The organism is Niallia sp. FSL R7-0648 (assembly GCF_038007005.1).
Classification (GTDB): domain Bacteria; phylum Bacillota; class Bacilli; order Bacillales; family Cytobacillaceae; genus Niallia; species Niallia circulans.
The window spans coordinates 684590-707067 of the sequence record NZ_JBBOWE010000001.1; the positions used below are offsets into that span (position 1 = coordinate 684590).

The window sequence follows — 22478 nt, forward strand, 5'->3', positions numbered from 1 at the left end:
TCGTATAAAAATGGCCCCCCGCAAAAATTGTGGGAGGCCAAATTAATGTAGAAAACAGAGGAGAATATTTATTAATTATTACCGGATATAGGCTGATCAATCCCGCTGCTATCTGTATAATTACTGGAATTGACTGCATTATTAGTAATTACAAATGCACCATTATTTCCAGTACCTGAGCCTATTGTTGATTTTGCATTGTCCTTTGGAGAAATAAAGAGGGAATCTCCAAATTGCACAATTCCCTCTCCTGTGTTAACAATTTGAATCGGACCTATTATAGCAGGCATAATTCTTTCCTCCTTGAAAAATATATGAACACTCGAATGAAAGGGCTTAGCAGCTAGTTATTTGCAACAACTGGTTGATCAAGTAAACTAGTATCTATATAGTTACTAGCGTTTAATCCATTATTTGTTATAATAAATGCTCCCGTATTGGAGGTACCAGAGCCTAAGGTTGCCTTTGAATTTCCTTTGGGAGAAATAAATAATGAATCCCCAAATTGCACAATTCCTTCTCCTACGTTAACAATTTGTACTGGTCCTACAATTGCAGGCATTTTTTAACCTCCTTTTGTGGTATCTATTCTAATCTGATACTAAAATATTCTTCTCGAAAAAATTTTTATCTTCCGCTTTCTATTATTCTAGACTTGTTTCTGTGTTATTAGAAAAAGGAGTTCCTATAAGATTTGTGCCAGTAATGGAAATAGGGCTTTCAGGGGTTGTAGTATTAAATTGACTAGGCTCATTTAATTGGATCAAATTATTTTCTGTTTCCGCTGCAAGTGGTTGCTCTATTTGCCGGATATGTTTAATTCTTGCTTCTGCATATAGATGACGGCAATTGCCTACTTGTAATAAGGAGGCAGAAGATATTCCAATAATATTTATATGATTTACTTTAATGATCGGTTTCCTATTTTCAAAATGACATGTTACATTTTCGATAATAGGAAGTAAGGGAATGGGTTCTGTAAACACAGAATAGTCTTCATATTCTGTTTCCGAACCATAAAAGAACTCTTTTTGTCTTTGGACTGCTAATGCCCTAGAGGCAGATTGATGGTAAGTTGCATCTCCGATTTCTACAATGGAGGAAAAGGATACGGTATTAATAGTGATTAAATCAACAACAGATGTACGCTGTAACATAGTTAAATTTTTGGATGCAGTGGAACAAAAGGGCCAATAATTAAAGATTCGGCTGGTGTATCGAAGGTGGAGGCTAATTGAATCGTTTGTGTATCTCCTATTAAGCAAATAGAGGAGCTGGCAACCCCTATAATATCAATTCTACCTACTTGAAGCTCTCGATTATATACTTGAAAATTCACTCTTTTCCACTTCCTTTCATGTTATCTGGTATATGACTTAAAAATAAATGAACTCCATTTTCCATTTCTTCCTTTAAAGCGTTGATAATTGCTTCATTAGATAAAGTGCTGCCGCTTTGCTTACGGTTAGTATTTTGTTGTAAATAATATTGAATCCTTGTTGGTAATTGCTTTGTAATATCCTCTTGAATAAAGGTGACATAGGATTCCTCTTCGGGCATATTAAGTTCTAATTGCTTTTGCCGAATGATTTCTGGCAATTCTAATTGAATAAATTGATGCATGACCTCTTCTATATCCATGGATCGATTCATCATCTGCTTAGGATCAATGGGTGGATAGAAAGGGGCCTGAGGCTGTTGGGTTGGTGAATTTGGATTAATGGCAAGTTCTTCAATGTTGCTTAAGTCTTCAGGATTAAGTCCAATATTCAAGGTTCCTTCTAACGTTTCCACTTTTAATTGGTCAAAGCTGTAATCGATACGATCAATATGGACAGTTGGCTTTTCGCTGATTGCCGTAACCTCATTCGTAAGATTGGCAACCTGTGCTTCTAAATCTTTAATTCTTTTTTCAAGCAATTGTAAATAATGACGCATATTTTCACTGTATTGATAAAAATCATAAGACATTTCTATCCCCCCTTTTTTCCTTATTGCAAATCATTCCTATTTTCGAGGAGATTGCAAGGGAACAGCAGGTGAGAAAACGGTATCTTCATCTGCTACATCCATTCCAGGTTCTTCTGGTTGAAGTTCAGGAGCTGATTCTGTAAATCCTCCCGTATTATATAAGTATGAGGCAGGTTTAATAATTCCAGCACTGCCTATCTGTAATACAGAAGAGTTAGAAATCCCCCCGATTTTAATTGAATTTATGGTTATAGATTGTTGGATAAAATAATTCATTAGACACATCACCTTTTAGTCTAATTACGCATTCGCAGCAATTGGCTGATCCAATCCATCGTTATCATACGTATTGGTAGAACTGCGGTAGTTGGTAATCTTTAATCCATCCCCTGTATTAAAAGAGCCTGATCCAGAAAAGGTTTTCGCATTAGAGATAGGCATCATTTTGTATACATCGCCAATATTAAAAATAGAGCTACCCCCAACGGATATAACTTGAGCTACTCCAACAATTGCTGGCATATACAACATCCTTTATACAATATTCTTATACATACTATGGAAAATAACGGATTAGGTGATACATTCACCTAGATAGCTTCATACTATTCTTAACTAACATATTCTTTTGAATGATTGTACTATGACAAGAAAAAGGAATAGGAGTTAATTCACTGCTATAAATAGCGATTTTTTGTCTTAGAAACGCTCAGAATGGAGGGGGGGAATTTTATTTGGAAAAATTTTTGAGAAAGTTTATAATTTTCTTAAATGTTCTAATATATATAATGATATTATAGGGGGATTAATCTATGAAGCTTGCAACGGTTGCGTGGAAGAATAAAGTTTTTATTGGAGTAGTAGAGGAAAAGAGAGTTTTACCATTAAATGATGCAGAGGAAAAGCATACGGGAAGAAGACCGTATCCAGAAGATCTTATTAAATGTATAGAACAAGAAGGATTCATGAACAAGGTAGAAAGTTTAATGCATTGGGCAGAAGAGCATTATGATAGCACAAATCTTTATATACCAATGGAAAAAGTGAAGTTTCTAGCACCGATTCCTAGACCGAGAAAAAATATCTTTTGTGTTGGCAAAAATTACGAAGAACACGCAATAGAAATGGGAAGTAAAGCGGACATTCCTGAGCATGTGATGATTTTTACGAAAGCTCCCACCACGGTTATTGGCCATATGGAGAATATTATGGAACATAAACAAGTAACAGAGCAGCTTGATTATGAAGGCGAACTAGCTGTTATTATTGGAAAAAAAGGAAAAGGAATTAAGAAAGAGAAGGCATTGGATTATATATTTGGCTATACCATCTTAAATGATATCACCGCTAGAGATCTACAGAAGAAACATAAACAATTTTTTATAGGAAAGAGTTTAGACACGACGGCGCCAATTGGACCATGGATTGTAACAAAGGATAGTATTCCCAACCCGAATGAATTAAATATTACTACTAAAGTAAATGGAGAAATAAGACAACAATCCAATACAAAGCATTTTATTTTTCCAATCGAAGAAGTAATAAGTGTATTGTCTAAAGGGATGACGTTAGAGCCTGGAGATATTATTGCCACAGGAACACCTGCAGGAGTTGGGAAAGGTTTTAACCCACCACGCTTCTTAAAGGCAGGGGATAGCATTGAAATATCGGTGGAAGGAATTGGTACCTTAATAAATCAAGTAGCAGCTGAGGAATAATAAGTCGAAAATAGAGGGATTAAAGTAATCTATGGTAAAATAATGGAGAAAAGGAGGGGATCTATATGAGTTCAACAGATGCTCATGTACTGACATGGATTATTGGGCTAATTCTATTTGCCTTGTCATTCGGTTTACATAAAGCAGGAAAAGAAAAGGGAAGTAAAATCGTACATATGGTGTTACGGGTAGTGTATATTCTGATTATTGGTTCTGGAATTGGCTTAATTGCCAAAACAGGGATGGATTTCATGCATACAATTAAGATGCTTGTAGGCATTTGGGTTATCGGTATGCTTGAAATGGTACTTATTCGCACGAAAAAATCCGAAAATACAAAAACGCTGTGGATTTTATTGGTAGTTTCTTTTGCGCTTGTGTTAGCGATTGGATACAGCATTTAATAGAAACGATCAAGAGGCTTGTAGAAGAGGTATCTTTTACAAGCTTTTTTATAAAGAAGATCAAGGAGAAAAGGGAGAAACAATGAAGGACTTTTCGATAAAAATAGTGGTTCTGTTTTTTTTATGTTTGGGCACTTTATATCAAGCATATAACATTGATGCTTGGCATTTTGCTATGCACTTATTTCTGTTTTCTATTATTATAGGATTCTATTTTCTCGTGCCTGTATTTAAAAGAAAAAGCATACCGTTTCTTACTATCATTGTTATGCTTGAAATAGTCCTCTTTACAGTAGGAAGAGAGTTATATAGCTATCTATTACTAATGCTTTTGTATTTTATGATAGTAATGAGTACTTATATATCAACTAATTTGTTTCGTATTGTCATTAGCTTGTTTCTTTTAATCAATGCTGCAATAGTTATTATAATGTTTCCCTATTTAGCTTTGGTTTGGATAAGTTTTCTTCTGTTAATTTCCTATTTACTTATTCATGTAAATGAGCTGGAGGGGGATTATCGCCAAATAAGAAATACATATGAATCTTTACTAAATGATTATCGGATACAGAAAAGACAATCTTACTATAATGAGCATGCAGCAAGAGTGGAGGAGAGAAATCTAATTGCTAGACAGATGCATGATTCCGTTGGTCATAAATTGACTGCATTAATGATGCAAATCGAACAATTTTGGATTAAGGAGAAAAAGGATCAATATTTAACTTTGAAAAATATGGCAGCTGACAGCTTAGAAGAAACAAGAAAAGCGGTACGTCTTTTACAAGTAGACGAGCCAAGAGGAATTGCTTCTATTATTACGCTGATAAAAAAATTGGAAAGTGAAAACAATATTCACGTCCATTTTACAACCAAGCAAGGGGTACTACAAGCAAACCTTAGTAATAAACAAAGTGCTGTCCTCTATCGATCTGTACAGGAAGGTATCACAAATGCGATGAAGTATGGAAGTTCGAAAGCTGTGCATATTACACTAGGTGTTTCCCCAATTGGGCATTTGACATTTGAAATCAGAAATCCCTATATACATAAGCATCCTTTTCATTTTGGTTTTGGTTTAGAGAATATGAAAAAAAGAATAGAAGAAAGACATGGAAAATTAGAGATTCTTCAATCGAATGGAGAATTTATCCTGCAAGGAAATATTCCTGTTGGGGAGGAATGAAGATGATTCGCGTGTTAATTGCGGAGGATCAAGCAATTGTTAGAAATGGTTTAAAGATGATTATTGAACAAGAAGAAGACATCAAGGTCGTTGCTGAAGCGGAAAATGGAAAAGAAGTGTTGTTTTTATTAGAAAAAACAATTGTAGACATTGTTTTAATGGATATTCGTATGCCAATTATGGATGGGATGGAAGCGACGAAAAAAATTCGTCAGCAATTTCCACATATAAAAATACTTATCCTCACTACTTTTAATGATGAAGATTATGCAATAAAGGTATTTCAAGAAGGGGCGAATGGTTTTCTGCTAAAAACAACAGATAATACTACTTTAGTAAATAGTATCAAAAGTTGTTTGGCGGGCGGCATGTCGATACATGATCAAGTTGCCGCAAAATTAATGCCAAAGCTGTTAAAAAAAGAGAACCTGCCTGAGAAAGAACTGAATCAGACAGTTGTGTTAACAACACGAGAAATAGAAATTCTCAAAAAAATAGGCCAAGGGAAAATAAATAAAGAAATTTCCCGTGAGTTATTATTATCTGTTGGAACGATTAAAAATCATATCACTCAAATTCTAGCAAAATTAGAATTAAGAGATCGAACACAATTAGCTATTTATGCGGTGCGGAATGATTATATTTGATTTCATTGCCAGCTAAGTAATAGGAAAGCGAAATAGAGTCATCTGCGGCTGCTTTCCACTAACCTTCTTTTTTTTGAAATAAAACCCGAACGATTATATAAGAGCTTTATTAGCAGCTCTGTATAATGGTTCGGGTGAAAATGCCTCACTACGCTTTAGAAAGGTGAATAAAGCCCTCGCCGAAGACGTCTCTCACATCATGAATGGTAATAAAAGCATCCTCATCTGTTTGTTTCACGATTTTCTTTAGTTTCACAACTTCTTGTTTATTAATAATAATATAGAGTATTTCCTTGTTCTCTTTTGTGTAGTAGCCATGACCTGATAGAACAGTTACGCCACGATTTAATTGTTCGTTTACTTGATCCGCAATTTCTGCAGGGTAATTGGAAATAATCGTCACTGCCTTCTTCGGATTAACGCCTTCTATGACAAATTCCATCACCTTTGTTCCAACATAGAGCATAATAATTGTCAGCATCACACCTTCTGCCTTTATTAGGAAGAAGGAGGCAAAAACAACAAGAAGATCAAAAAATAATAAGCCGTAACTTATACTCCAGCCGAGATATTTATTGGTTAGTCTTGCTAGAATAGTCGAGCCAGCTGTTGTACCGCCTACTCTTATAATTAATCCAATTCCAACTCCGGCAAATACGCCGCCGAAAATAACATTAACAAATAATTCGTCAGAATGGATTGACCATGTCTCTGTTAGATGTAAAAATAACGAGTTGAAAAAAACAGCAATAATGGTATAAATAATCATTTGTTTATTTAAAAATTTATAACCGATTATAAGCAAAATGGTGTTTAAAGCAAAGTTGACTATACCTGGAGACCATTGAAATAAGTAATAAGCTATAATGGCTAAACCGGTTACTCCTCCTTCTCCCAAATCATTAGGAATAACAAATAAATTGACAGCCAATGCAAAAAGGAAGGCTCCAAAAATAATCACTAGGATATCCTTTCCGTATTTTTTCATGAAAAAAACCTCCAATAATAACAGAAACTTAATGCAAACTATTACCAGTATAATAAAGGAAAACGCAAATTCATAGGAAAAGTTTTAAAGTAATATGATTTGGTTACTCACTCGGATAAATGTTGGTTCAGCAGGATAGCTGCGGAACATATGAAGAGGGGAATGTAAATGACACTGTAATCGGTATAAATGATAGATTTAAGAACAAAAATGTGACACCATGAAATGGATAATAAAATGAAATCGAGCAGGCGAAAGACAGGGGCTTTCATCCAGTCTAATGGAAAGAGTAGTGTATTTTAGTGTGTGGGGATAATCACATCCATTTATATTTTTGGCTGGGAAACTTATGTCCCAGCCAAAACATAAGTTTAAGTCTGTTCCTTGGAAAACACTTATGTTTCTAAAGAAGTATTTGATGGGGACTGCTCTTCGATTATTTTTGTAACCTTCACTTGACTGATTCTGCGGTCCACAATTTCTTCGACTTGAAATTCGAAATTTTTATAGAGAATGGTTGGTTTTTCATTCTCATTAGGAATATAGCCAATCCTGCTGATGAGAAAACCACTCAATGTATCATAAATTTCAATCGGCAAGGTAATTTTCAATAACTCTTGCACATCATCTAGACTGATAGTCCCTTGCAATAAATAGGTATGTTCCCCGATAATCTTAATTTCAGGAGGTTTTGGTTCATCGTATTCATCAAAAATATTGCCGACGATTTCTTCCACCAAATCCTCCATTGTCACAATACCGTCTGTTCCGCCGTATTCATCAACGACAATTGCGAAAAGGACATTATTTTTTTGCATCTGGATAAATAATTCATCAATTCTTTTTGATTCTAGTACAAAGTATGGTTCGCGAATAATCCTACTTAGTTGAAAGGAGGTATCTTCTTTACCCATATAGGCTAATAGATCTTTAGAATGTAGGATACCGATAATATTATCCATATTTCCCTCATATACAGGATAGCGAGTATACATTTCACGATTCACAAGAGCAGCTATCTCATTTAGCGTATAATGGGAAGGAATAGCTACCATATTAGAGCGATGGGTCATAATATCTGTGACATCTTTATTATCAAATTCGAAAATATTATGTATCATCATTCGCTCATCTTCATCAATACTTCCTCTTTCATTTCCTACATCAATCATCATTTTTATATCTTCTTCTGTTACTTCCTCATCTTCATCATCTGGACGAACGCCGAAAAGCCGTGCAACCAGGTTAGTGGAGAAGGTTAAGAAAGCGACAAATGGCGCTGTTATTTTAGAAAGCATTGTTAGCGGACTTGCGGCGAACATCGCAATTCCTTCTGCTTTCTTCAAAGCAACTCGTTTAGGAACTAATTCACCAAATACAAGTGTGAAATAAGATAACAGCAGCGTAATAATAATGACGGAGATAGAGTCAAGCAATCCTTTGGAGAGAGGAATACCCATACTTAAAAATAACTCTGTTAAGTGACCAGAAAAGCTGTCCGCAGCAAAAGCGCTGGCTAGAAATCCTGCTAGAGTAATCCCAATTTGGATTGTCGCCAGAAATTTACTCGGCTCTGACAGCAATTTATGCACTATTTTAGCCTTCTTGTGGCCAGTGTCAGCCATATGTTTAATTTTATTGTCATTTAAGGAAATGAGCGCAATTTCTGCAGCTGCAAAGAAAGCGTTTAAAGCAATAAGGATGACCAAGACTAGAATGCCCAATTAGTACAGCTCCTTTCCGATGATTATCTTTTATTTGTTTTACCCTTTTTAAATGAAAGTATGCTTAAATAAGCAGCAGCTATTGAATTAGCATAAAAAGATATGACTATAGTCATTTTATTTTTGGAAAAAATGACCTTTAGGTATAGGAATGGAAGAGTCTTTTCATTATGCTGTATATAGAAAGGATGATGACCTTGTTAGAAATAATAAATTTATCTAAATCATTTAAAGGGAAGCAAGTTGTGAATTCTGTCAATTTATATTTAGAACGTGGAGAAATTGTAGGCTTACTAGGACCGAATGGTGCAGGTAAATCTACAACAATATCTATGATATCTTCTTTGGTTTCTCCTCAAGAGGGAGACGTACGTTTAAATAATGAAAGTATTTTAAAAACACCGCAGGCTTTACGGAAAGTTCTTGGAGTAGTACCACAAGAACTCGCTGTTTATATGGATTTATCTGCTCGAGAAAACTTACTCTTTTTTGGTAAAATGCATCGGATTCCTAAAAAAATTTTACAGAAGAGAGTAGATGAAGTTCTTGAAATTATTGGTTTAAAAGAACGGGAAAAGGATTTGGTCAAAACCTTTTCAGGCGGAATGAAACGGAGATTAAATATTGGTGTCGCTTTAATACATGAACCGGAAATAATTATTATGGATGAACCAACTGTTGGAATTGATCCACAATCCAGAAATTATATTTTAGAAACAGTGAAAAGACTAAATGAAGAAAAGCAAATGACCGTCCTTTATACAAGTCATTATATGGAAGAAGTAGAGTTTCTTTGTAATCGGATTTATATTATGGACCATGGTGAAATCATTGCATCTGGAACGAAGGAGGATATTAAAAATATTTTATCGGCAGAAACAGCCATTAACATTAAGGTGGAAATCGTCAAACATGAATTTACAGAAGCACTCCGTCATCTTGAAAGCATTAAGAATATCTCGATTCAACAATCGGTGATTACGGTTATCGTACCAAGAGGAGTGAATTTGTTAAAAGATATATTGCGGATTGCCGAAGAACAGAAGACAAATGTACTCTCTGTAAATATTGAGGCGCCTACTTTAGAAGATGTGTTCTTGCATTTAACTGGCCGTCAATTAAGAGATTAGGAGGATTCCAGATGCTTTGGCAAATGATAAAAAAAGAATTATTACTGATTTGGAGAAGACCGCGAGAGCTGGTTGTCTTGTTGTTAATGCCGTTTGTGCTTATCACGATACTTGGCAGCGCGTTAGGGGCTTTGGATAATGATAGTGAAATAGAAGTAAAAGCGAAGCTAGCTATGGTGGTAGAGGATCAAGAACAGCAAGCCCAACAAGAAATAATAGAAAAAATAAACCAGTCTCCTCTAAGCGATCAAGAGAAAAAAGCAAAAATAGCGCATATTCAGGCTCTGCAGCCGATAGCTACATTTATGAAAGCAGTCGGGGAAAATCCTGATTTAAAGAAATTCCTTTCCGTTACGGAATATAGTGACCGGACCATAGTAAAGGAAAAGGATTTTGACGGTGTAGTATATATTCCAGAAGGATTTACTTCTGAATTTTATACAAATTTTTTAGAGGAAGAAACCGAACTTCCATCGTGGATAATAAAGACAAAAAACCAAGAGTCCCTTCAGGCAACTATTATCGAGGATATTATGACGAATTATCAAAAAGAGTGGACGTATCTAAAGACAGCCCAAGATCTTCAAATCGATTATTCGACATTAGTTAGTGAAAAGGTAAATGGACAAATCAAAAATATCGAAAAGAAAAAGGAAATCAGCGCTTTTGCTTATTATGGAGTCGGCATGTCTGTGATGTTTGTATTCTATATATCTACAACGGTAGCAGGCTTTGCTTATCAGCAAAAAGAAGAGCTTTTGTATGAACGTATCTTACTGGCAAATGTTCCAAAGTTTGTGTTTTTTGCAGGTGTTTTTACTGTAGCCTTTATTCTATCTTTTTTACAGCAGACCATTTTATTCAGCTTAATAGCAATGATTTATGGAGTCGTCTTTTCTAGTATGATAAACCAATTAGTTGTTATCTTAACGGTAAATCTAATGGCTGCAGCGTTTGCTACTATAGCAACTTCTATTTCTTTTGCTGCTAAGTCACGAAATGTGGAGAGTATTATGTCTTCCTTAATCGTACCTATTCTTGCGTTTATTGGCGGCAGCTTTTTTGATGTAAGTGCTATTGGTGGATTTATGGAAACATTAGGCGAATATTCTCCTGGAGGTGCAGCCCTTACTGCTTATTTAAAAGCATATCAAGGCTATTCATTGGCAGATTTATGGAGCCATCTTAAAGCAATCCTCCTATTTTCTATTACTTTGCTGTTGATTAGTGTGATTACCTTGAAAACAAGAGGAGGGGTTCGCCAATGAATGCAATTCTATGGGGGAAATGTAAGAAATTTATTAGACAGCCAGGTGGATTTATTGTAACCTCTTTCATTTGTATCGTTTTTGCTTATTTAGTTGGGATGTCTTCTTTCACAAAAGTAGAAGTGCCAGTTTATACAGAACAATCGGAGAAAACAACTGATATTCTAGAAGCTTTAAATCAAAGTGAAAGTTATTCGTTTGTTATTTATACAGAAAAAGAAGTAAAAGAACAGTTAGCAAAGGGAAAAACAGATATAGGAGTGTCGATAAATCCAGACACTTATACTATTTTTCGAGTAGCTGATACGTCCAATGTATTAATGGTTCAAAATTATCTTCAAACCTATTATGCGAATATGCTTAAGGAACAAGCGCTGATCAATGGAGCAGCGGATAAAGAAGAAGCTCAAAGGGTGCTTGCACATAATAAAGAGACACCAATTATACCTGTAGAAACAGAACAAACATTAACGGATAAAGAAGCAAGCTATAATCAATCACTCCAGTCGCTCTTTGGGTTTACTTTATTCTTCTGTATTTATACCGTTTCCTTTACGGTTATTGAAATTCTAAGAGATAAACAAGGTGGAATATGGGATCGATTTATTTTATCCTCTACTTCAAAAGCACAAATATATTTAGGGAATTTATTATTTAGTTTTTCGATAGGTTATATCCAAATAATAATGATTTTCCTTCTTTTCAGGTATGGATTAAATATTGATTTTAATGGGAATTTTCATTTGGTGTTTGTTCTAATCATTCCATATTTATACGCTATTGTGGCATTGACTATTCTCCTAACAGGTCTTGTGAAAACACCAAGCCAGTTTAATGCCTTTATTCCGTTGGTATCTGTAAGCTTTGCGATGCTTGGCGGAGCCTATTGGCCAATTGAAATTGTTACATCGAAAATAATGATTTTGTTATCCAAAGTTGTTCCTATTACTTATGGAATGGAACTATTAAAAAAAGGTGTTATCGACAGTGCTTCTTGGAATGATATTATGGTTCCGGCAGGGATTCTTTGTTTGATGGGAACAATTATGCTAGGTATTGGCATTCAGCTTATAGAAAAAAGACATGTATAAGAAAATATAAGGTGTAATATTTTGAAAAAATAAAAAATAGTGTATAATTAAGAGTATAGATTTCCAAGTTTAGGAAGAGGGATCTGGAACAATTGATCTGAAAAATAGTGAAAGGCTATTTAGATGTTGTTGTTCTTCCTTTGACATTTTTCATTTCTAATATTTTTGAGCCGAGTGGTAATCTTGTTCGGTTAACAAATGACACCATTAGAGATATGTAGGGTATACACACATAAATATGTTGGATAAGTATCTGTCTTGGAGTGGCAGGTACTTAGTTTCAAAGAGCTTGAAAGAACTAATAAGGGAGAAAGAGTATGAGATCACTGGAACATGAAATATAAAACCATTATTGTAGAGGACCTCCCTATTCTTTATTGAAAAATAAAAAATAGGGAGGAATAAAAAGTGACAGATATTAATTTTCATAGGTATTTAGAGGAAATAAACGAGAAATTTTCAGGATGGGACTTTTCTAGCATTTATGATACAGGCAGAATCCAAAACAGCATGATTTCTTGGTCTTACGGGAGCAAAGTAATTTCTGCAATGCAGGAAACCACAGCTGTATTGGATATGGGAACTGGGGGAGGAGAGTTTCTCTCCTTATTGAAAGGCTATTTTCCAAGTATCATTTATGCGACGGAAGGGTACAAGCCGAACGTATCGATTGCCAAAAAGAAGCTTGAGCCATTAGGAGTGAGAGTGATGGAAGTGGTTGATGATAATGAATTGCCATTTCCCGACAATCATTTTGATTTAATCATTAACAGACATGAATCTTACTCTGTAAAAGAAGTGAAAAGAATCTTAAAGCCAAAGGGTATTTTTCTTACCCAGCAAGTTGGAGGTTTAGATTGCAAGGAAATAAATGACTGGTTTGGAGTTCCGCTCAATCCTGAATTTAAAGAGTGGAAACTTTCAGCTGCTCTTAACCAGTTTTCTCTCACTGAATGGGAGGTTTTGGAGTACCAAGAGGAGTTTCCTATCCAGCGTTTCTATGACTTGGGCGCACTTATTTATTATTTAAAGGCGATTCCTTGGCAAGTTCCTGATTTTGGCGTAGAAAAGTACCAGAATGAACTCTATCGTTTGTATCAGCATATCGAGAAAACTGGCTTTTTTGATGCCAGCCAATCTCGTTTTTATCTAAAGGTGAGAAAGCAATAACGTAGAAGTTACAAAAGAAACTCAGTTAATACCTTAAAGGTTTAGCTGAGTTTTTTTGTTTTTTTCAAAAAAAGGAAAATTCATCGAAAAATAGAAGATTGTTTTGCCAGTGGATGCCAGCTGTGCAAGAAAGACTTAGCAGCTAGTGCTGTTTTAAATCCTCTAGTTTAACTATATTTAGACTAAGGGATTTTCTTATATTCTAAAAAGAAAAGCGATCTATTAATTCCGTACTTTTTCTTTGATGCTCTCTGTTCTGTGAGTAATTTATTTGATACAAGCTGGAAAATAAGACATTAAGCACATAATCAATGGATACTTGTGATGCAAAGGTAGCGATTTTGTATGTTTCTTTCTTTTCTAAAGCTGGTATGGTTAAAACAACATCTGCCATTTTGGCTAATTTACTTTCAGGAAAGGCGGTTAGCAATAAAATAGGCACCTTTCTTTCTTTTAATATACGAGCAGCAATGAAGTCTTCATTTGATTTAGCTTCATAAGTAATAAAAAAGGCGCAGTCATTTATATCAATGTTAACAGTGTTATTGGCAAATTCATTACGGGCCGTTGCGATTATGGCATATTTATTTATCTTCAAAAGTTTATTTTGAAAACTTTCGGCCCGAATTTGCGAATCTCCTACAGCATACATAAAGATACGGTTTGCATTGTATAGATACTTAGTCATTTTAAAAAGGGATTCTTCCTTTAAGAGCTCATAGCTTTCTTTGATGGCCTGTTGAGTTAAATACATCATATCCTGGCTGATTTTCATAAGAGAAGCATCATCTTCAAATGGGATATTGGGATTAATTTCAGATAAAACATGGTTTTTTTGCTCAATAGATTTAACAAGCATAATTTTAAAATCTTTAAAACCCTTCATTCCTAACTTTTGTGTAAAGCGAATGATAGAAGTATGGGAAGTAAATGTTTTTTGTGCTAACTCTTGGATTGTCATTCTCTCTATTAAGTTAGCATTCTCCAAAATATATTTTGCAATATTTTTTTCTGCTGTTGTATAATCCGTTCTATTTGCAATTTGTTTTAGCAACAAATCGGCTCACTCCTTTAAAATTGAACATTTTGTTCATTAAATCAGCTTCATTTCAGATGGAAGCTTGAACATTTTATCCTAAATCCGTTCAGGCTAAAGCTTTACATGGAATTCTCTGTTATTCCATCCTATAATGGTCCCATTAAGGAAAAAAGGAGTGTCTTTTATGCTGACAATTGGATACATAGGAAATGGCAAAAGTACAAATAGGTATCATCTTCCTTTTACTTTACAAAGAGACCATATTAAGGTGAAAACAATTTATCGTAGAAATCCAGCCCATGATACATGGAAGAAACATAAACATATTCATTATACTACGGATTTAAATGAGATACTCAAGGATCAAGAGATTCAATTAATCGTAGTAACAACATCTCATGACTCTCATTATGCATTTGCTAAGTTAGCTTTAGATCATAATAAACATGTGCTAGTGGAAAAGCCATTTATGATGTCGGTAGAAGAAGCCGAAGAAATATTCCTGTATGCAAAAGAAAAAGGACTTGTTGTTCAATGCTATCAAAACCGCCGTTATGATTCAGATTTTCTGACAACAAAAAAGGTGATAGAGAGTGGTAAATTAGGAGATTTATTAGAAGTAGAATTGAATTATGACTATTATCGACCAGAAGTGCCAGAAACAGTCCAGGTTTATAATAATTATCGCAGCTTTATGTACGGACATGGTACCCATACGATCGACCAGGTCATATCTTATTTTGGAAAACCGCAGCATGTTCATTATGATGTACGACAATTATTAGGTCAAGGACGAATGAATGACTATTTTGATTTAGACTTTTATTATGATCAGTTAAAGGTTTCAATTAAGTCAAGTTACTTCCGTCTAAAAGAAAGACCAAGCTTTGTTGTTTACGGTAAGAAGGGAAGCTTCATTAAACATTCGAAAGATAGACAAGAGGAACATTTAAAACTTTTCTATATGCCTGATGGAGAGGGTTTTGGGGTAGACCAACCAGAACATTATGGCACCCTAACTTATATAGATGAGAATGGAAATTACCATGAAGAAAAAGTTGTGTCAGAGGCAGGGGATTATGGGCGAGTGTATGATGGAATGTATAATACAATCATCTATGGGGAAGAAAAAATAATAAAAGATGAGGAAACGCTATTACAATTGGCAATTTTAGAAGAGGGAATGAAGGGATGTAAATAAAATGAAACTTGGAATAGTGGGAGCAGGAAAGATTGTTCAAGATTTATTACCTATGCTTAAATCTATACCACAAATTGACTTGGTGGCGATTTTTGGAAGACCCAATAAAAAAGAATTTTTGTTAGACTTACAAAAGGAATATCCTATAAACAAAATATATGTGGATTATAAAGAGATGCTTGCAGATACCGATATAGATGTCGTTTACATAGCATTGCCTAATCATCTTCATTATTCCTATACAAAACTAGCTTTAGAAGCCAGAAAACATGTAATTTGTGAGAAGCCTTTTACCTCTAATTTGAATGAATTGAAGGAATTAGAAAGGATTGCCCAAAAGAATGATCTTTATTTAATAGAAGCAATTACTAATCAATACAGAGGGAATTTTTTAAAAATAAAAGAATTGCTGCCTAAGCTAGGAGATATCAAGGTGGTAGAAGCAAATTATTCTCAGTACTCCTCACGTTATGATGCTTTTAAGGAGGGGAACATTTTACCAGCTTTTAATCCAGAGATGTCGGGTGGCGCCTTGATGGATATTAATAGTTATAATATTCATTTCGTTGTTGGGTTATTCGGAAAACCAATGGAGGTGCAGTATTATCCCAATTTGTCACGAGGGATTGATACTTCTGGAGTCTTGATTTTAGAGTATGAGCGCTTTAAAGCGATATGTATAGGTTCAAAAGATAGCTGGGGAGCATCATTTGCGACTATTCAAGGCGATAATGGCTTCTTGACAGTTGATGGACCTGTTAACAGTATAGATTCATTTATTATCAGCAATGCTAGTAATGTAGAAGAGAAGATAAATAAAAATGAGCATAATCATCGAATGTATGAAGAGTTCGTGGCATTTGAAAAAATAATACGCGAGAAAAACAAAAGTGAAATGCTAAAAAGACTAGAACATAGTCTTCAAGTGATGGAGATTCTTACAGTAGCGAGAAAAAGGGCAGGAATTGTTTTTGCTGCCGATAAATGGCTGAATGAATAGGTTTGAAAGAAAGTCTTCTATTAATAATAGAGGACTTTTTTATCGTTAAAGGAAGAAACGAGGAAGGTAAGGGAAACAAGTCACTGTTTCCCAACTTATTAAAGTAAATCCTTCTCTTATAAATAATAGACTTTGAAAATAATGTCCTGTGGGTGATTCCCGAATTTTTTCCCAAAAATAGTGGCACCTCCAACATATTCAGCATCTTCTTTCACTTCAATTCGAAATGTCCAGCGATCACAGTTGTCATCCAATTCATTAATGGTAATGGCGGATATCGGATCTCCATCAATATATGTACCATGGTTTGTAATTCGCAGTGTTTTAAGAAGTCCGTATTGATTTAAATTATGCGGCCACCATTCAGGAGTAAGTTTACCTCGTGTATCTGCAAAGTCGCCAGGGCTTCTCCAGGTTCCAAGTTCTAGCCCATTTAGTGAAAAGGTAATATCAGAAGGCCAATTATCATTAGAAAATGGAAATTCTGAACATACTTCTAAACTAATTTCAAATTGCTGGATTTTTTCTTCCTTTTTTAAAAAGTTTGGGATGGTGTATTGGATAAAGCCTTGAGTAAACCACAAAATTTCTGCTTCCACTCTTTTTGGATCCATAAAGAGCTTCGGTTCATCTACTCTGCCAATAAAATCCTTTTCTGAAGCTAATCCACAGGTTGGCTTTAAATCATAATCAGTATAATGACCAATTGGAACAGAAGTTTCGTAAGAAGCAAAAGAATGATAGATTTTCTTCGGAAAGTTGATTTCAATGTGGTCCACTTTTAACATGGAAATTTTCTGTAAGCCAGACTTCCCTGGAACCTTTTCGGTCTTTATTAGACCTGCATCTTCTAATTTTTTTACATGCTTTGTTACAATAGCACTGCTGATGCCCAATTCTTTGGCAAGCTCTTTTATATTCATTTTATTTTTAGACAGTAACTGAATAATTGTCATTCGAACTTCACTTGCTAAAGCTTCGTACACGACTAAAGAGGATTTATCGATCCCCAATTGCATATAGACCCCTTCTTTCAGTATGTTTAATTAACTATAAAGTTTCCTTCTTATACAAAAAATAACATGTAAATTAACCTCTGTAAATGTTTTCTTTTAGTGTAAGGGGTGATTAATATTAATGTTAATATTTTTATTGATAAAGTTTGTTAAGTTTATAGTATTGTTATCTTAAGTATTATTTAATTTAATATGCCTTAAAGCAGAACGGAAAGCAGTTGGTGTCATGTTTTCTGTTTGCTTAAATACTCTCATAAAATATTTCTCATCTTTAAAACCACAATCGGCAGCAACTTTTGTAACAGTATCATTCGTATTCAATAATAATGATTTTGCCTTCTCCATTCTAACTTGAAGAATAAATTGGCTGATCGTTGTCCCGGTATTTTTGGAAAAAGTATGTGATAAGTAAGCTTTATTATATCCAAAATGATTGGCGATCTCTTCAATTGTTAAGGGGTGATTGCTGTTCATCCGAATCCATTCTTTTACATAGTGTAAGAAACGATTATGTGGTTCCCTCTCTTCGGTATCTTCATAGACACTACGGGCTTCCTCACTAAGTTCTAGCAGAATCGCTGTTACTAAATAATCTAGAAATCCATTATTTGTTTGAGATGATTTCATGCTTGCGATTAATTGATTTAACAAAATGATGGTTTTACAAAGATTCATTTCAGATGAATACAAAGGTAAATATATTTCTGGAGTAGAGCTTTTTCGTACGAAGGGATCTGAAACAGTCTCTTTTCCTTGAGGGAGATAAAAGTGGAACCAATAAAAGGACAGGCCTTTTTCTGAGGGTTTATTACCTTTAAAAGATGTGTTGGCAGGAATGAAAAGAAATTCATTTTCTTTCAATTCATATGCGGTATTATCTACCTCTAAATAAAGAGTACCGGAAATACATAGGATAATTTCTTCATTTGGATTTCTTCTTGGTGCATGAGACCATGAAACATCTGATACAAATAAACCAGCTGAATGAAAGGGTACCGCTCCTTTTAGATGGGAATATATATACGTTGCTGGCATCTTTTTTCCTCCTTTTGAAGATATGGTAGCATGATCATCTAGTTTATGTCCACCACATCTATTTGTTATCCTACTTACATCATGAACGAAACCAGTTAAACTATTGTAAGCGATACCAGAAAAGAATGGAGGAATTAAATTGTTAAGAGAATTTGCCATAAACAAGGTGCATATAAAGGATACATTTTGGAATTATTATGTCAAAAATATTAAGAACAAGACAATTCCCTTTCAATATAAAGTGATGGATAACGATATGGATATTAATATTGAGCGGGAAAGGGAGGATGAGAGTTTACCAGCAGAAAAAAGCAATGCTCTCGAAAATTTTCGTATAGCAGCTGGATTAAAAGATGGAGAACATTACGGATGGTTCTTTCAAGATAGTGATGTGTACAAATGGCTAGAAGCAGTTTCTTACAGTTTGCAAATTTCTCCAGATAAGGAATTAGAGGAGCTTGCTGACAGTGTCATCGATTTAATTGGCAAGGCACAAGAAAAAGATGGCTATTTACAAACTTTTTTTCAAGTGAAATTTCCTAATAGAAAATATCGTGAGCTGCACTATAGTCATGAATTATATTGCGCTGGACACTTAATGGAAGCGGCTATAGGCTATACAGAAGCTACAGGGAAAAGAGAACTATTGCAGATTGCATTAAAAGTAGTAGACAATATCGCAAAGCATTTTGGTTATGAAGAAGGAAAAATACAAGGAGCTGATGGTCACCAAGAAATTGAACTGGCGTTAGCAAAGTTGTATGAGTTTACTGGGGAGAAGAAATATTTAGATTTAGCAGTCTTCTTTATAGATGTGAGGGGAAAAGATCCATTATTCTATGACAAGCAAGTAGAGCAAAACAATAAAGACGGAATAACAAATGATTATCCAAAGATTGATTTAAAGTATTTACAAGCATATACTCAGCCCAAAAAACAGACAAAAGCAGTAGGGCATGCTGTTCGAATGTTGTATATGGCAACTGGGATGGCAAGAATTGCAAAACATTCAAACGATGAACAACTATTTATGGCTTGTAAAGAAATTTGGCGGGACGTTATCTCGAAAAAGATGTATATAACTGCGGGTGTTGGTTCCACTGTACATGGGGAGGCATTTACAGGTGAATATGATTTGCCGAATGACACCATGTATTGTGAGACATGTGCATCCATCGCTCTTATTTATTTTGCGTATGAGATGTTTAAAATAGAACCAAAGGCAGAATACATAGAGATTATGGAACGAGCATTATATAATGGTGTTCTCTCTGGGGCATCTATTGAGGGGAAACATTTTTTCTATGTGAATCCACTAGAAGTATATCCGTCTATAAGTAAGAATAATCCTGGGCAAGGGCATGTGAAGTCCCAGCGGCCAAATTGGCTTGGTTGTGCTTGCTGTCCTCCAAACTTTGCTCGAACAATCGGTTCGATACAGCGTTACTTTTATACATGGGATGAAGAAGGACAAATCATTTACAGCAATCTATTTGTTGCTAGTAAGCTAGACTTTTCCGGAGGCTCTTTAGAGCAAATGACAGAATTTCCGAAGCAAAATAGAGTGAAATATCACCTCAAAACGGATGGGCAATTCGTTACTTTAAAAATTCGTATTCCCCAGTGGTTAAAAAATCCGTTACTATATGTGGAAGGAATTCCAGTCGAAATGAATTTGATTGATGGTTATGTGGAATTAAAAAGGAAGTGGAATGGAGAAATAGTGGAACTTGTCTTTGAGACACCAGTATTGGCTGTCACAGCAAATCCTAACGTAGTTGCCGATGTTAATCGTATAGCTATACAAAGAGGTCCTTTTGTTTACTGTGCAGAATCGATAGATAATGAAGAGAAATTACAAACCTATCATGTCAATCCCAAAAATCTTGGGCGGGCAAAGGTATGCTATCAGCCAGGTATATTAAATGGAATTACCCAACTTATGGTAGAAGCAGATCATGAACTAGTCGATAAAAGTTGGCAGGAAACATTATACCAATTTAATTTCAAGGGGAATATAGAAAAAAAAGAACTTACACTCATTCCTTATTATTCCTGGGGAAATAGAGGAGAATGTGAGATGGTTGTATGGCTATATAAGTAGAGTGCTTAAAGCGTAAGGATAGAATAGACTTCCTTATGCTTTTTTTGCTTTTTTGAAGAAATAATGGACACATGGGAGACGGCTACCTTCGTTTTGGAAACATGATGACTATAACAATAGCAGTTGATTTTAGAGAATGGAGTAAGCTTTTGAATTCTGATAAAATCAAGTTAATTATATTTAGAAAGAGTGCAATCAAATGAATAGGGGGGATAGGATTGAAAGAAGAAGAGAGAAAGTTTCATCGACCGTTTGGCGTGTATGGTGTTAATAAAACGATTTATCCATTCATTATGCTTCTCCACTTGTACTAAAGGCAATAGAGTGGATACAAACAGGTTCAATTGGAGTTGAAGTAACTTGGCATGAGAAATGGGAAGTGAAGAAATCCCTCCATATAGAAGGAAGAAAGGAGAGCACAGATGATTATTAGAAAAGCGAAGGATGAGGATGCCAAAAGGATTGCAAAGGTACATGTAGATAGTTGGCGCACTACTTATAAAGGAATAGTTCCAGATTTATTTTTAGAAAGGCTTAATTATGAGGAAAGAGAAGAGATATGGAAGAAAGCAATCCCGACTGGAAGTGTCTTTGTTGCTGAAAATGAAACTGGAGAAATTATAGGTTTCGCTAATGGCGGAAAAGAAAGAAGTGGACAATATCCAGGTTATGTTGGCGAGTTATACGCCATCTACCTTTTGGAAGCCTTTCAAGGACAAGGGATAGGAAGCTTGTTAGTAAAAAAAGTAATGGAATATTTAAAAGAACTCGGGCTTTTCCCGATGGTTATTTTGGCTATATCAGAGAATCCAGCTTGTAAGTTTTATGAAGCCATTGGCGGGAAAAAAATCGGAACAGAAGAAGCGGAAATTGGCGGCAAAAAATTAACAGAAGTTGTTTTTGGGTGGAAATAAGGAGACTTCTTTTTGCTCATCAGACAGTAAAAACTGTCGGCAGTCATTTATTCTGCCGACAGTCTACCCATATCACTTTTTAAGAAGTTAATTTTTCCACAATCATTCGTTTCCCAGTATTTAAAGTGAATTCAAAGCGATCTGTGCTTTTTTCATTATAAAAGAAATGATGATTAACACTACAAAGTCCTTCTTCATTATCAAAAATCATCATATTAACCCCATTCTTTCGCTTTTCCTCCTTTAAAAAAGTAAGATGATTATAACAGTATATACAATCATATATGGAGAACTTCATCGAATTTAAAGTAGTGATAAATTGATAAAAACTATCGTCGCTTAAGTCGTCTAATAATTCTTCTAAAGCAAACACAAGGTGTTTTCTTATGCGGATAGGGTCTTCATGCTCTAGAAAATGAATGGTACCAGAAACATTTACTTTGCCATCCTCCAGGAGAATACCTTTTCGCCAGCGATTGAAAGTACGAATCTCAATTTCTTGATGCAAATATTCATCCAGCATCGCTGCTTCTTCTGTTTCTTCATCAAAAAAAATCCATTGATTATTTATATATTCGACTGTACCTTTCGTAAAGGCACGTGTTTGAAATTCAATAAGTTTTGATCTATGCTGATTGTTCATTGTAAACCTCCCAAAGATTACACGCCCATAAATTCTTTTTAGACAGATAAACAAAATTTTATAACTAATCCTTCTTTTTCCTTCATTAAAACATTGAAAACGATTAATTTCTCTTTTTTGAATGGAACAAATGATAAACCTGTTATGGACAAATAACCATTTTTGATTTGGTGCATAGAATACCTCATACTGATTGATTGGTATCTAATCATAAGTTCCACGAAAGAAA

26 protein-coding genes are annotated in these 22478 nt (G+C 34.8%); 12 read left to right on the plus strand and 14 right to left on the minus strand.

Annotation, left to right across the window (positions count from 1 at the left end; translation table 11 throughout):
* Positions 1 to 71: 71 nt before the first annotated feature.
* The 7 genes from NSQ89_RS03310 to NSQ89_RS03340 form a co-directional block, all read right to left on the minus strand.
* The gene (locus NSQ89_RS03310; protein WP_047943093.1) at positions 72 to 290 is read right to left on the minus strand and encodes a spore germination protein; all 219 of its coding nucleotides are present in this window, start codon (positions 288 to 290) and stop codon (positions 72 to 74) included.
* 53 nt (positions 291 to 343) lie between these two features.
* Positions 344 to 562, minus strand: coding sequence for a spore germination protein (locus tag NSQ89_RS03315; RefSeq protein ID WP_047943094.1), 219 nt, complete (start codon positions 560 to 562; stop codon positions 344 to 346).
* An 82-nt stretch (positions 563 to 644) separates the two neighbouring features.
* A complete protein-coding gene (locus NSQ89_RS03320) occupies positions 645 to 1157 on the minus strand; it encodes a spore germination protein GerPE (protein WP_082138364.1) in 513 nt (170 codons plus the stop codon).
* Positions 1158 to 1159: 2 nt separating this feature from the next.
* Positions 1160 to 1339, minus strand: a complete 180-nt coding sequence (locus NSQ89_RS03325; protein ID WP_047943096.1) for a hypothetical protein — start codon at positions 1337 to 1339, stop codon at positions 1160 to 1162.
* Positions 1336 to 1971: a spore germination protein GerPC gene (gene gerPC, locus NSQ89_RS03330; protein WP_047943097.1), complete on the minus strand. Its 636-nt coding sequence runs from the start codon at positions 1969 to 1971 to the stop codon at positions 1336 to 1338. Before gerPC ends, NSQ89_RS03325 begins: the two co-directional genes overlap by 4 nt.
* Positions 1972 to 2007: 36 nt before the next feature.
* Positions 2008 to 2247, minus strand: coding sequence for a spore germination protein GerPB (locus NSQ89_RS03335; protein ID WP_047943098.1), 240 nt, complete (start codon positions 2245 to 2247; stop codon positions 2008 to 2010).
* A gap of 24 nt (positions 2248 to 2271) precedes the next feature.
* Positions 2272 to 2493: a spore germination protein gene (locus NSQ89_RS03340; RefSeq protein ID WP_047943099.1), complete on the minus strand. Its 222-nt coding sequence runs from the start codon at positions 2491 to 2493 to the stop codon at positions 2272 to 2274.
* A 290-nt stretch (positions 2494 to 2783) separates the two neighbouring features.
* On the opposite strand from NSQ89_RS03340, the gene NSQ89_RS03345 reads away from it, so the two are divergent.
* The 4 genes from NSQ89_RS03345 to NSQ89_RS03360 all read left to right on the plus strand — a co-directional run bounded on the left by NSQ89_RS03345 (position 2784) and on the right by NSQ89_RS03360 (position 5926).
* Positions 2784 to 3689, plus strand: coding sequence for a fumarylacetoacetate hydrolase family protein (locus NSQ89_RS03345; RefSeq protein WP_144581041.1), 906 nt, complete (start codon positions 2784 to 2786; stop codon positions 3687 to 3689).
* 65 nt (positions 3690 to 3754) lie between these two features.
* Positions 3755 to 4093, plus strand: coding sequence for a DUF1516 family protein (locus NSQ89_RS03350; protein ID WP_047943101.1), 339 nt, complete (start codon positions 3755 to 3757; stop codon positions 4091 to 4093).
* On the plus strand, positions 4077 to 5279 hold the full coding sequence (locus NSQ89_RS03355) for a sensor histidine kinase (RefSeq protein ID WP_341132252.1): 1203 nt from the start codon (positions 4077 to 4079) through the stop codon (positions 5277 to 5279). The genes NSQ89_RS03350 and NSQ89_RS03355 overlap by 17 nt, the downstream gene beginning before the upstream one ends.
* 2 nt (positions 5280 to 5281) lie before the next feature.
* Positions 5282 to 5926, plus strand: coding sequence for a response regulator transcription factor (locus NSQ89_RS03360; protein WP_341132253.1), 645 nt, complete (start codon positions 5282 to 5284; stop codon positions 5924 to 5926).
* A gap of 148 nt (positions 5927 to 6074) precedes the next feature.
* On the opposite strand, the gene NSQ89_RS03365 is transcribed toward NSQ89_RS03360, so the two are convergent.
* Together NSQ89_RS03365 and NSQ89_RS03370 are read right to left on the minus strand one after the other, a co-directional pair.
* Complete coding sequence (locus NSQ89_RS03365) at positions 6075 to 6914, minus strand: YitT family protein (RefSeq protein ID WP_047943103.1); 840 nt, start codon at positions 6912 to 6914, stop codon at positions 6075 to 6077.
* Positions 6915 to 7309: 395 nt separating this feature from the next.
* Entirely contained in the window at positions 7310 to 8638 is a 1329-nt protein-coding gene (locus NSQ89_RS03370) for a hemolysin family protein (RefSeq protein ID WP_047943104.1), read from the minus strand.
* Between the two features lie 197 nt (positions 8639 to 8835).
* Here NSQ89_RS03370 and NSQ89_RS03375 point away from each other — a divergent pair, with 197 nt between their 5' ends.
* The 4 genes from NSQ89_RS03375 (at position 8836) to NSQ89_RS03390 (ending at position 13297) form a co-directional block, all read left to right on the plus strand.
* Positions 8836 to 9768, plus strand: coding sequence for an ABC transporter ATP-binding protein (locus NSQ89_RS03375; protein WP_047943105.1), 933 nt, complete (start codon positions 8836 to 8838; stop codon positions 9766 to 9768).
* Positions 9769 to 9779: 11 nt separating this feature from the next.
* Positions 9780 to 11036 carry an ABC transporter permease gene (locus NSQ89_RS03380; RefSeq protein ID WP_047943106.1) on the plus strand — a complete coding sequence of 419 codons (1257 nt, stop codon included), beginning with the start codon at positions 9780 to 9782 and terminating at the stop codon, positions 11034 to 11036.
* A complete protein-coding gene (locus NSQ89_RS03385; protein WP_095258811.1) occupies positions 11033 to 12127 on the plus strand; it encodes an ABC transporter permease in 1095 nt (364 codons plus the stop codon). Before NSQ89_RS03380 ends, NSQ89_RS03385 begins: the two co-directional genes overlap by 4 nt.
* A 408-nt stretch (positions 12128 to 12535) precedes the next feature.
* Positions 12536 to 13297 (plus strand): class I SAM-dependent methyltransferase, encoded by a 762-nt coding sequence (locus tag NSQ89_RS03390; RefSeq protein ID WP_251688845.1) that lies wholly within the window; start codon positions 12536 to 12538, stop codon positions 13295 to 13297.
* 202 nt (positions 13298 to 13499) lie between these two features.
* Here NSQ89_RS03390 and NSQ89_RS03395 read toward each other — a convergent pair whose 3' ends face one another.
* Positions 13500 to 14354, minus strand: a complete 855-nt coding sequence (locus NSQ89_RS03395; protein ID WP_047943109.1) for a MurR/RpiR family transcriptional regulator — start codon at positions 14352 to 14354, stop codon at positions 13500 to 13502.
* 166 nt (positions 14355 to 14520) lie between these two features.
* Between NSQ89_RS03395 and NSQ89_RS03400 the strand changes: the two genes are divergently transcribed.
* Positions 14521 to 15537: a Gfo/Idh/MocA family oxidoreductase gene (locus NSQ89_RS03400; protein ID WP_095320246.1), complete on the plus strand. Its 1017-nt coding sequence runs from the start codon at positions 14521 to 14523 to the stop codon at positions 15535 to 15537.
* A gap of 1 nt (position 15538) precedes the next feature.
* On the plus strand, positions 15539 to 16537 hold the full coding sequence (locus tag NSQ89_RS03405; protein WP_095320247.1) for a Gfo/Idh/MocA family protein: 999 nt from the start codon (positions 15539 to 15541) through the stop codon (positions 16535 to 16537).
* A gap of 116 nt (positions 16538 to 16653) precedes the next feature.
* Here NSQ89_RS03405 and NSQ89_RS03410 read toward each other — a convergent pair whose 3' ends face one another.
* The gene (locus NSQ89_RS03410; protein WP_047943112.1) at positions 16654 to 17556 is read right to left on the minus strand and encodes an ArsR/SmtB family transcription factor; all 903 of its coding nucleotides are present in this window, start codon (positions 17554 to 17556) and stop codon (positions 16654 to 16656) included.
* 168 nt (positions 17557 to 17724) lie between these two features.
* Entirely contained in the window at positions 17725 to 18588 is an 864-nt protein-coding gene (locus tag NSQ89_RS03415; RefSeq protein ID WP_047943113.1) for an AraC family transcriptional regulator, read from the minus strand.
* Between the two features lie 139 nt (positions 18589 to 18727).
* Between NSQ89_RS03415 and NSQ89_RS03420 the strand changes: the two genes are divergently transcribed.
* Positions 18728 to 20692, plus strand: coding sequence for a glycoside hydrolase family 127 protein (locus tag NSQ89_RS03420; protein ID WP_172865136.1), 1965 nt, complete (start codon positions 18728 to 18730; stop codon positions 20690 to 20692).
* A gap of 422 nt (positions 20693 to 21114) precedes the next feature.
* On the plus strand, positions 21115 to 21606 hold the full coding sequence (locus NSQ89_RS03425; protein ID WP_047943115.1) for a GNAT family N-acetyltransferase: 492 nt from the start codon (positions 21115 to 21117) through the stop codon (positions 21604 to 21606).
* 79 nt (positions 21607 to 21685) lie between these two features.
* Here the strand turns inward: NSQ89_RS03425 and NSQ89_RS03430 are convergent, their stop codons facing one another.
* Positions 21686 to 22249: a DUF2777 domain-containing protein gene (locus NSQ89_RS03430; protein WP_047943116.1), complete on the minus strand. Its 564-nt coding sequence runs from the start codon at positions 22247 to 22249 to the stop codon at positions 21686 to 21688.
* A gap of 38 nt (positions 22250 to 22287) precedes the next feature.
* Positions 22288 to 22425 (minus strand): hypothetical protein, encoded by a 138-nt coding sequence (locus NSQ89_RS03435; protein WP_156485392.1) that lies wholly within the window; start codon positions 22423 to 22425, stop codon positions 22288 to 22290.
* Between the last annotated feature and the right edge of the window lie 53 nt (positions 22426 to 22478).

Bases quoted from the DNA above. Each gene is read 5' to 3' on its own strand.
- NSQ89_RS03310 (WP_047943093.1), bottom strand. From the start codon at position 290: ATGCCTGCTATAATAGGTCCGATTCAAATTGTTAACACAGGAGAGGGA.
- NSQ89_RS03315 (WP_047943094.1), bottom strand. From the start codon at position 562: ATGCCTGCAATTGTAGGACCAGTACAAATTGTTAACGTAGGAGAAGGA.
- NSQ89_RS03320 (WP_082138364.1), bottom strand. From the start codon at position 1,157: ATGTTACAGCGTACATCTGTTGTTGATTTAATCACTATTAATACCGTA.
- gerPC (WP_047943097.1), bottom strand. From the start codon at position 1,971: ATGTCTTATGATTTTTATCAATACAGTGAAAATATGCGTCATTATTTA.
- NSQ89_RS03335 (WP_047943098.1), bottom strand. From the start codon at position 2,247: ATGAATTATTTTATCCAACAATCTATAACCATAAATTCAATTAAAATC.
- NSQ89_RS03340 (WP_047943099.1), bottom strand. From the start codon at position 2,493: ATGCCAGCAATTGTTGGAGTAGCTCAAGTTATATCCGTTGGGGGTAGC.
- NSQ89_RS03345 (WP_144581041.1), top strand. From the start codon at position 2,784: ATGAAGCTTGCAACGGTTGCGTGGAAGAATAAAGTTTTTATTGGAGTA.
- NSQ89_RS03350 (WP_047943101.1), top strand. From the start codon at position 3,755: ATGAGTTCAACAGATGCTCATGTACTGACATGGATTATTGGGCTAATT.
- NSQ89_RS03360 (WP_341132253.1), top strand. From the start codon at position 5,282: ATGATTCGCGTGTTAATTGCGGAGGATCAAGCAATTGTTAGAAATGGT.
- NSQ89_RS03365 (WP_047943103.1), bottom strand. From the start codon at position 6,914: ATGAAAAAATACGGAAAGGATATCCTAGTGATTATTTTTGGAGCCTTC.
- NSQ89_RS03380 (WP_047943106.1), top strand. From the start codon at position 9,780: ATGCTTTGGCAAATGATAAAAAAAGAATTATTACTGATTTGGAGAAGA.
- NSQ89_RS03385 (WP_095258811.1), top strand. From the start codon at position 11,033: ATGAATGCAATTCTATGGGGGAAATGTAAGAAATTTATTAGACAGCCA.
- NSQ89_RS03400 (WP_095320246.1), top strand. From the start codon at position 14,521: ATGCTGACAATTGGATACATAGGAAATGGCAAAAGTACAAATAGGTAT.
- NSQ89_RS03405 (WP_095320247.1), top strand. From the start codon at position 15,539: ATGAAACTTGGAATAGTGGGAGCAGGAAAGATTGTTCAAGATTTATTA.
- NSQ89_RS03410 (WP_047943112.1), bottom strand. From the start codon at position 17,556: ATGCAATTGGGGATCGATAAATCCTCTTTAGTCGTGTACGAAGCTTTA.
- NSQ89_RS03415 (WP_047943113.1), bottom strand. From the start codon at position 18,588: ATGCCAGCAACGTATATATATTCCCATCTAAAAGGAGCGGTACCCTTT.
- NSQ89_RS03425 (WP_047943115.1), top strand. From the start codon at position 21,115: ATGATTATTAGAAAAGCGAAGGATGAGGATGCCAAAAGGATTGCAAAG.
- NSQ89_RS03430 (WP_047943116.1), bottom strand. From the start codon at position 22,249: ATGAACAATCAGCATAGATCAAAACTTATTGAATTTCAAACACGTGCC.
- NSQ89_RS03435 (WP_156485392.1), bottom strand. From the start codon at position 22,425: ATGCACCAAATCAAAAATGGTTATTTGTCCATAACAGGTTTATCATTT.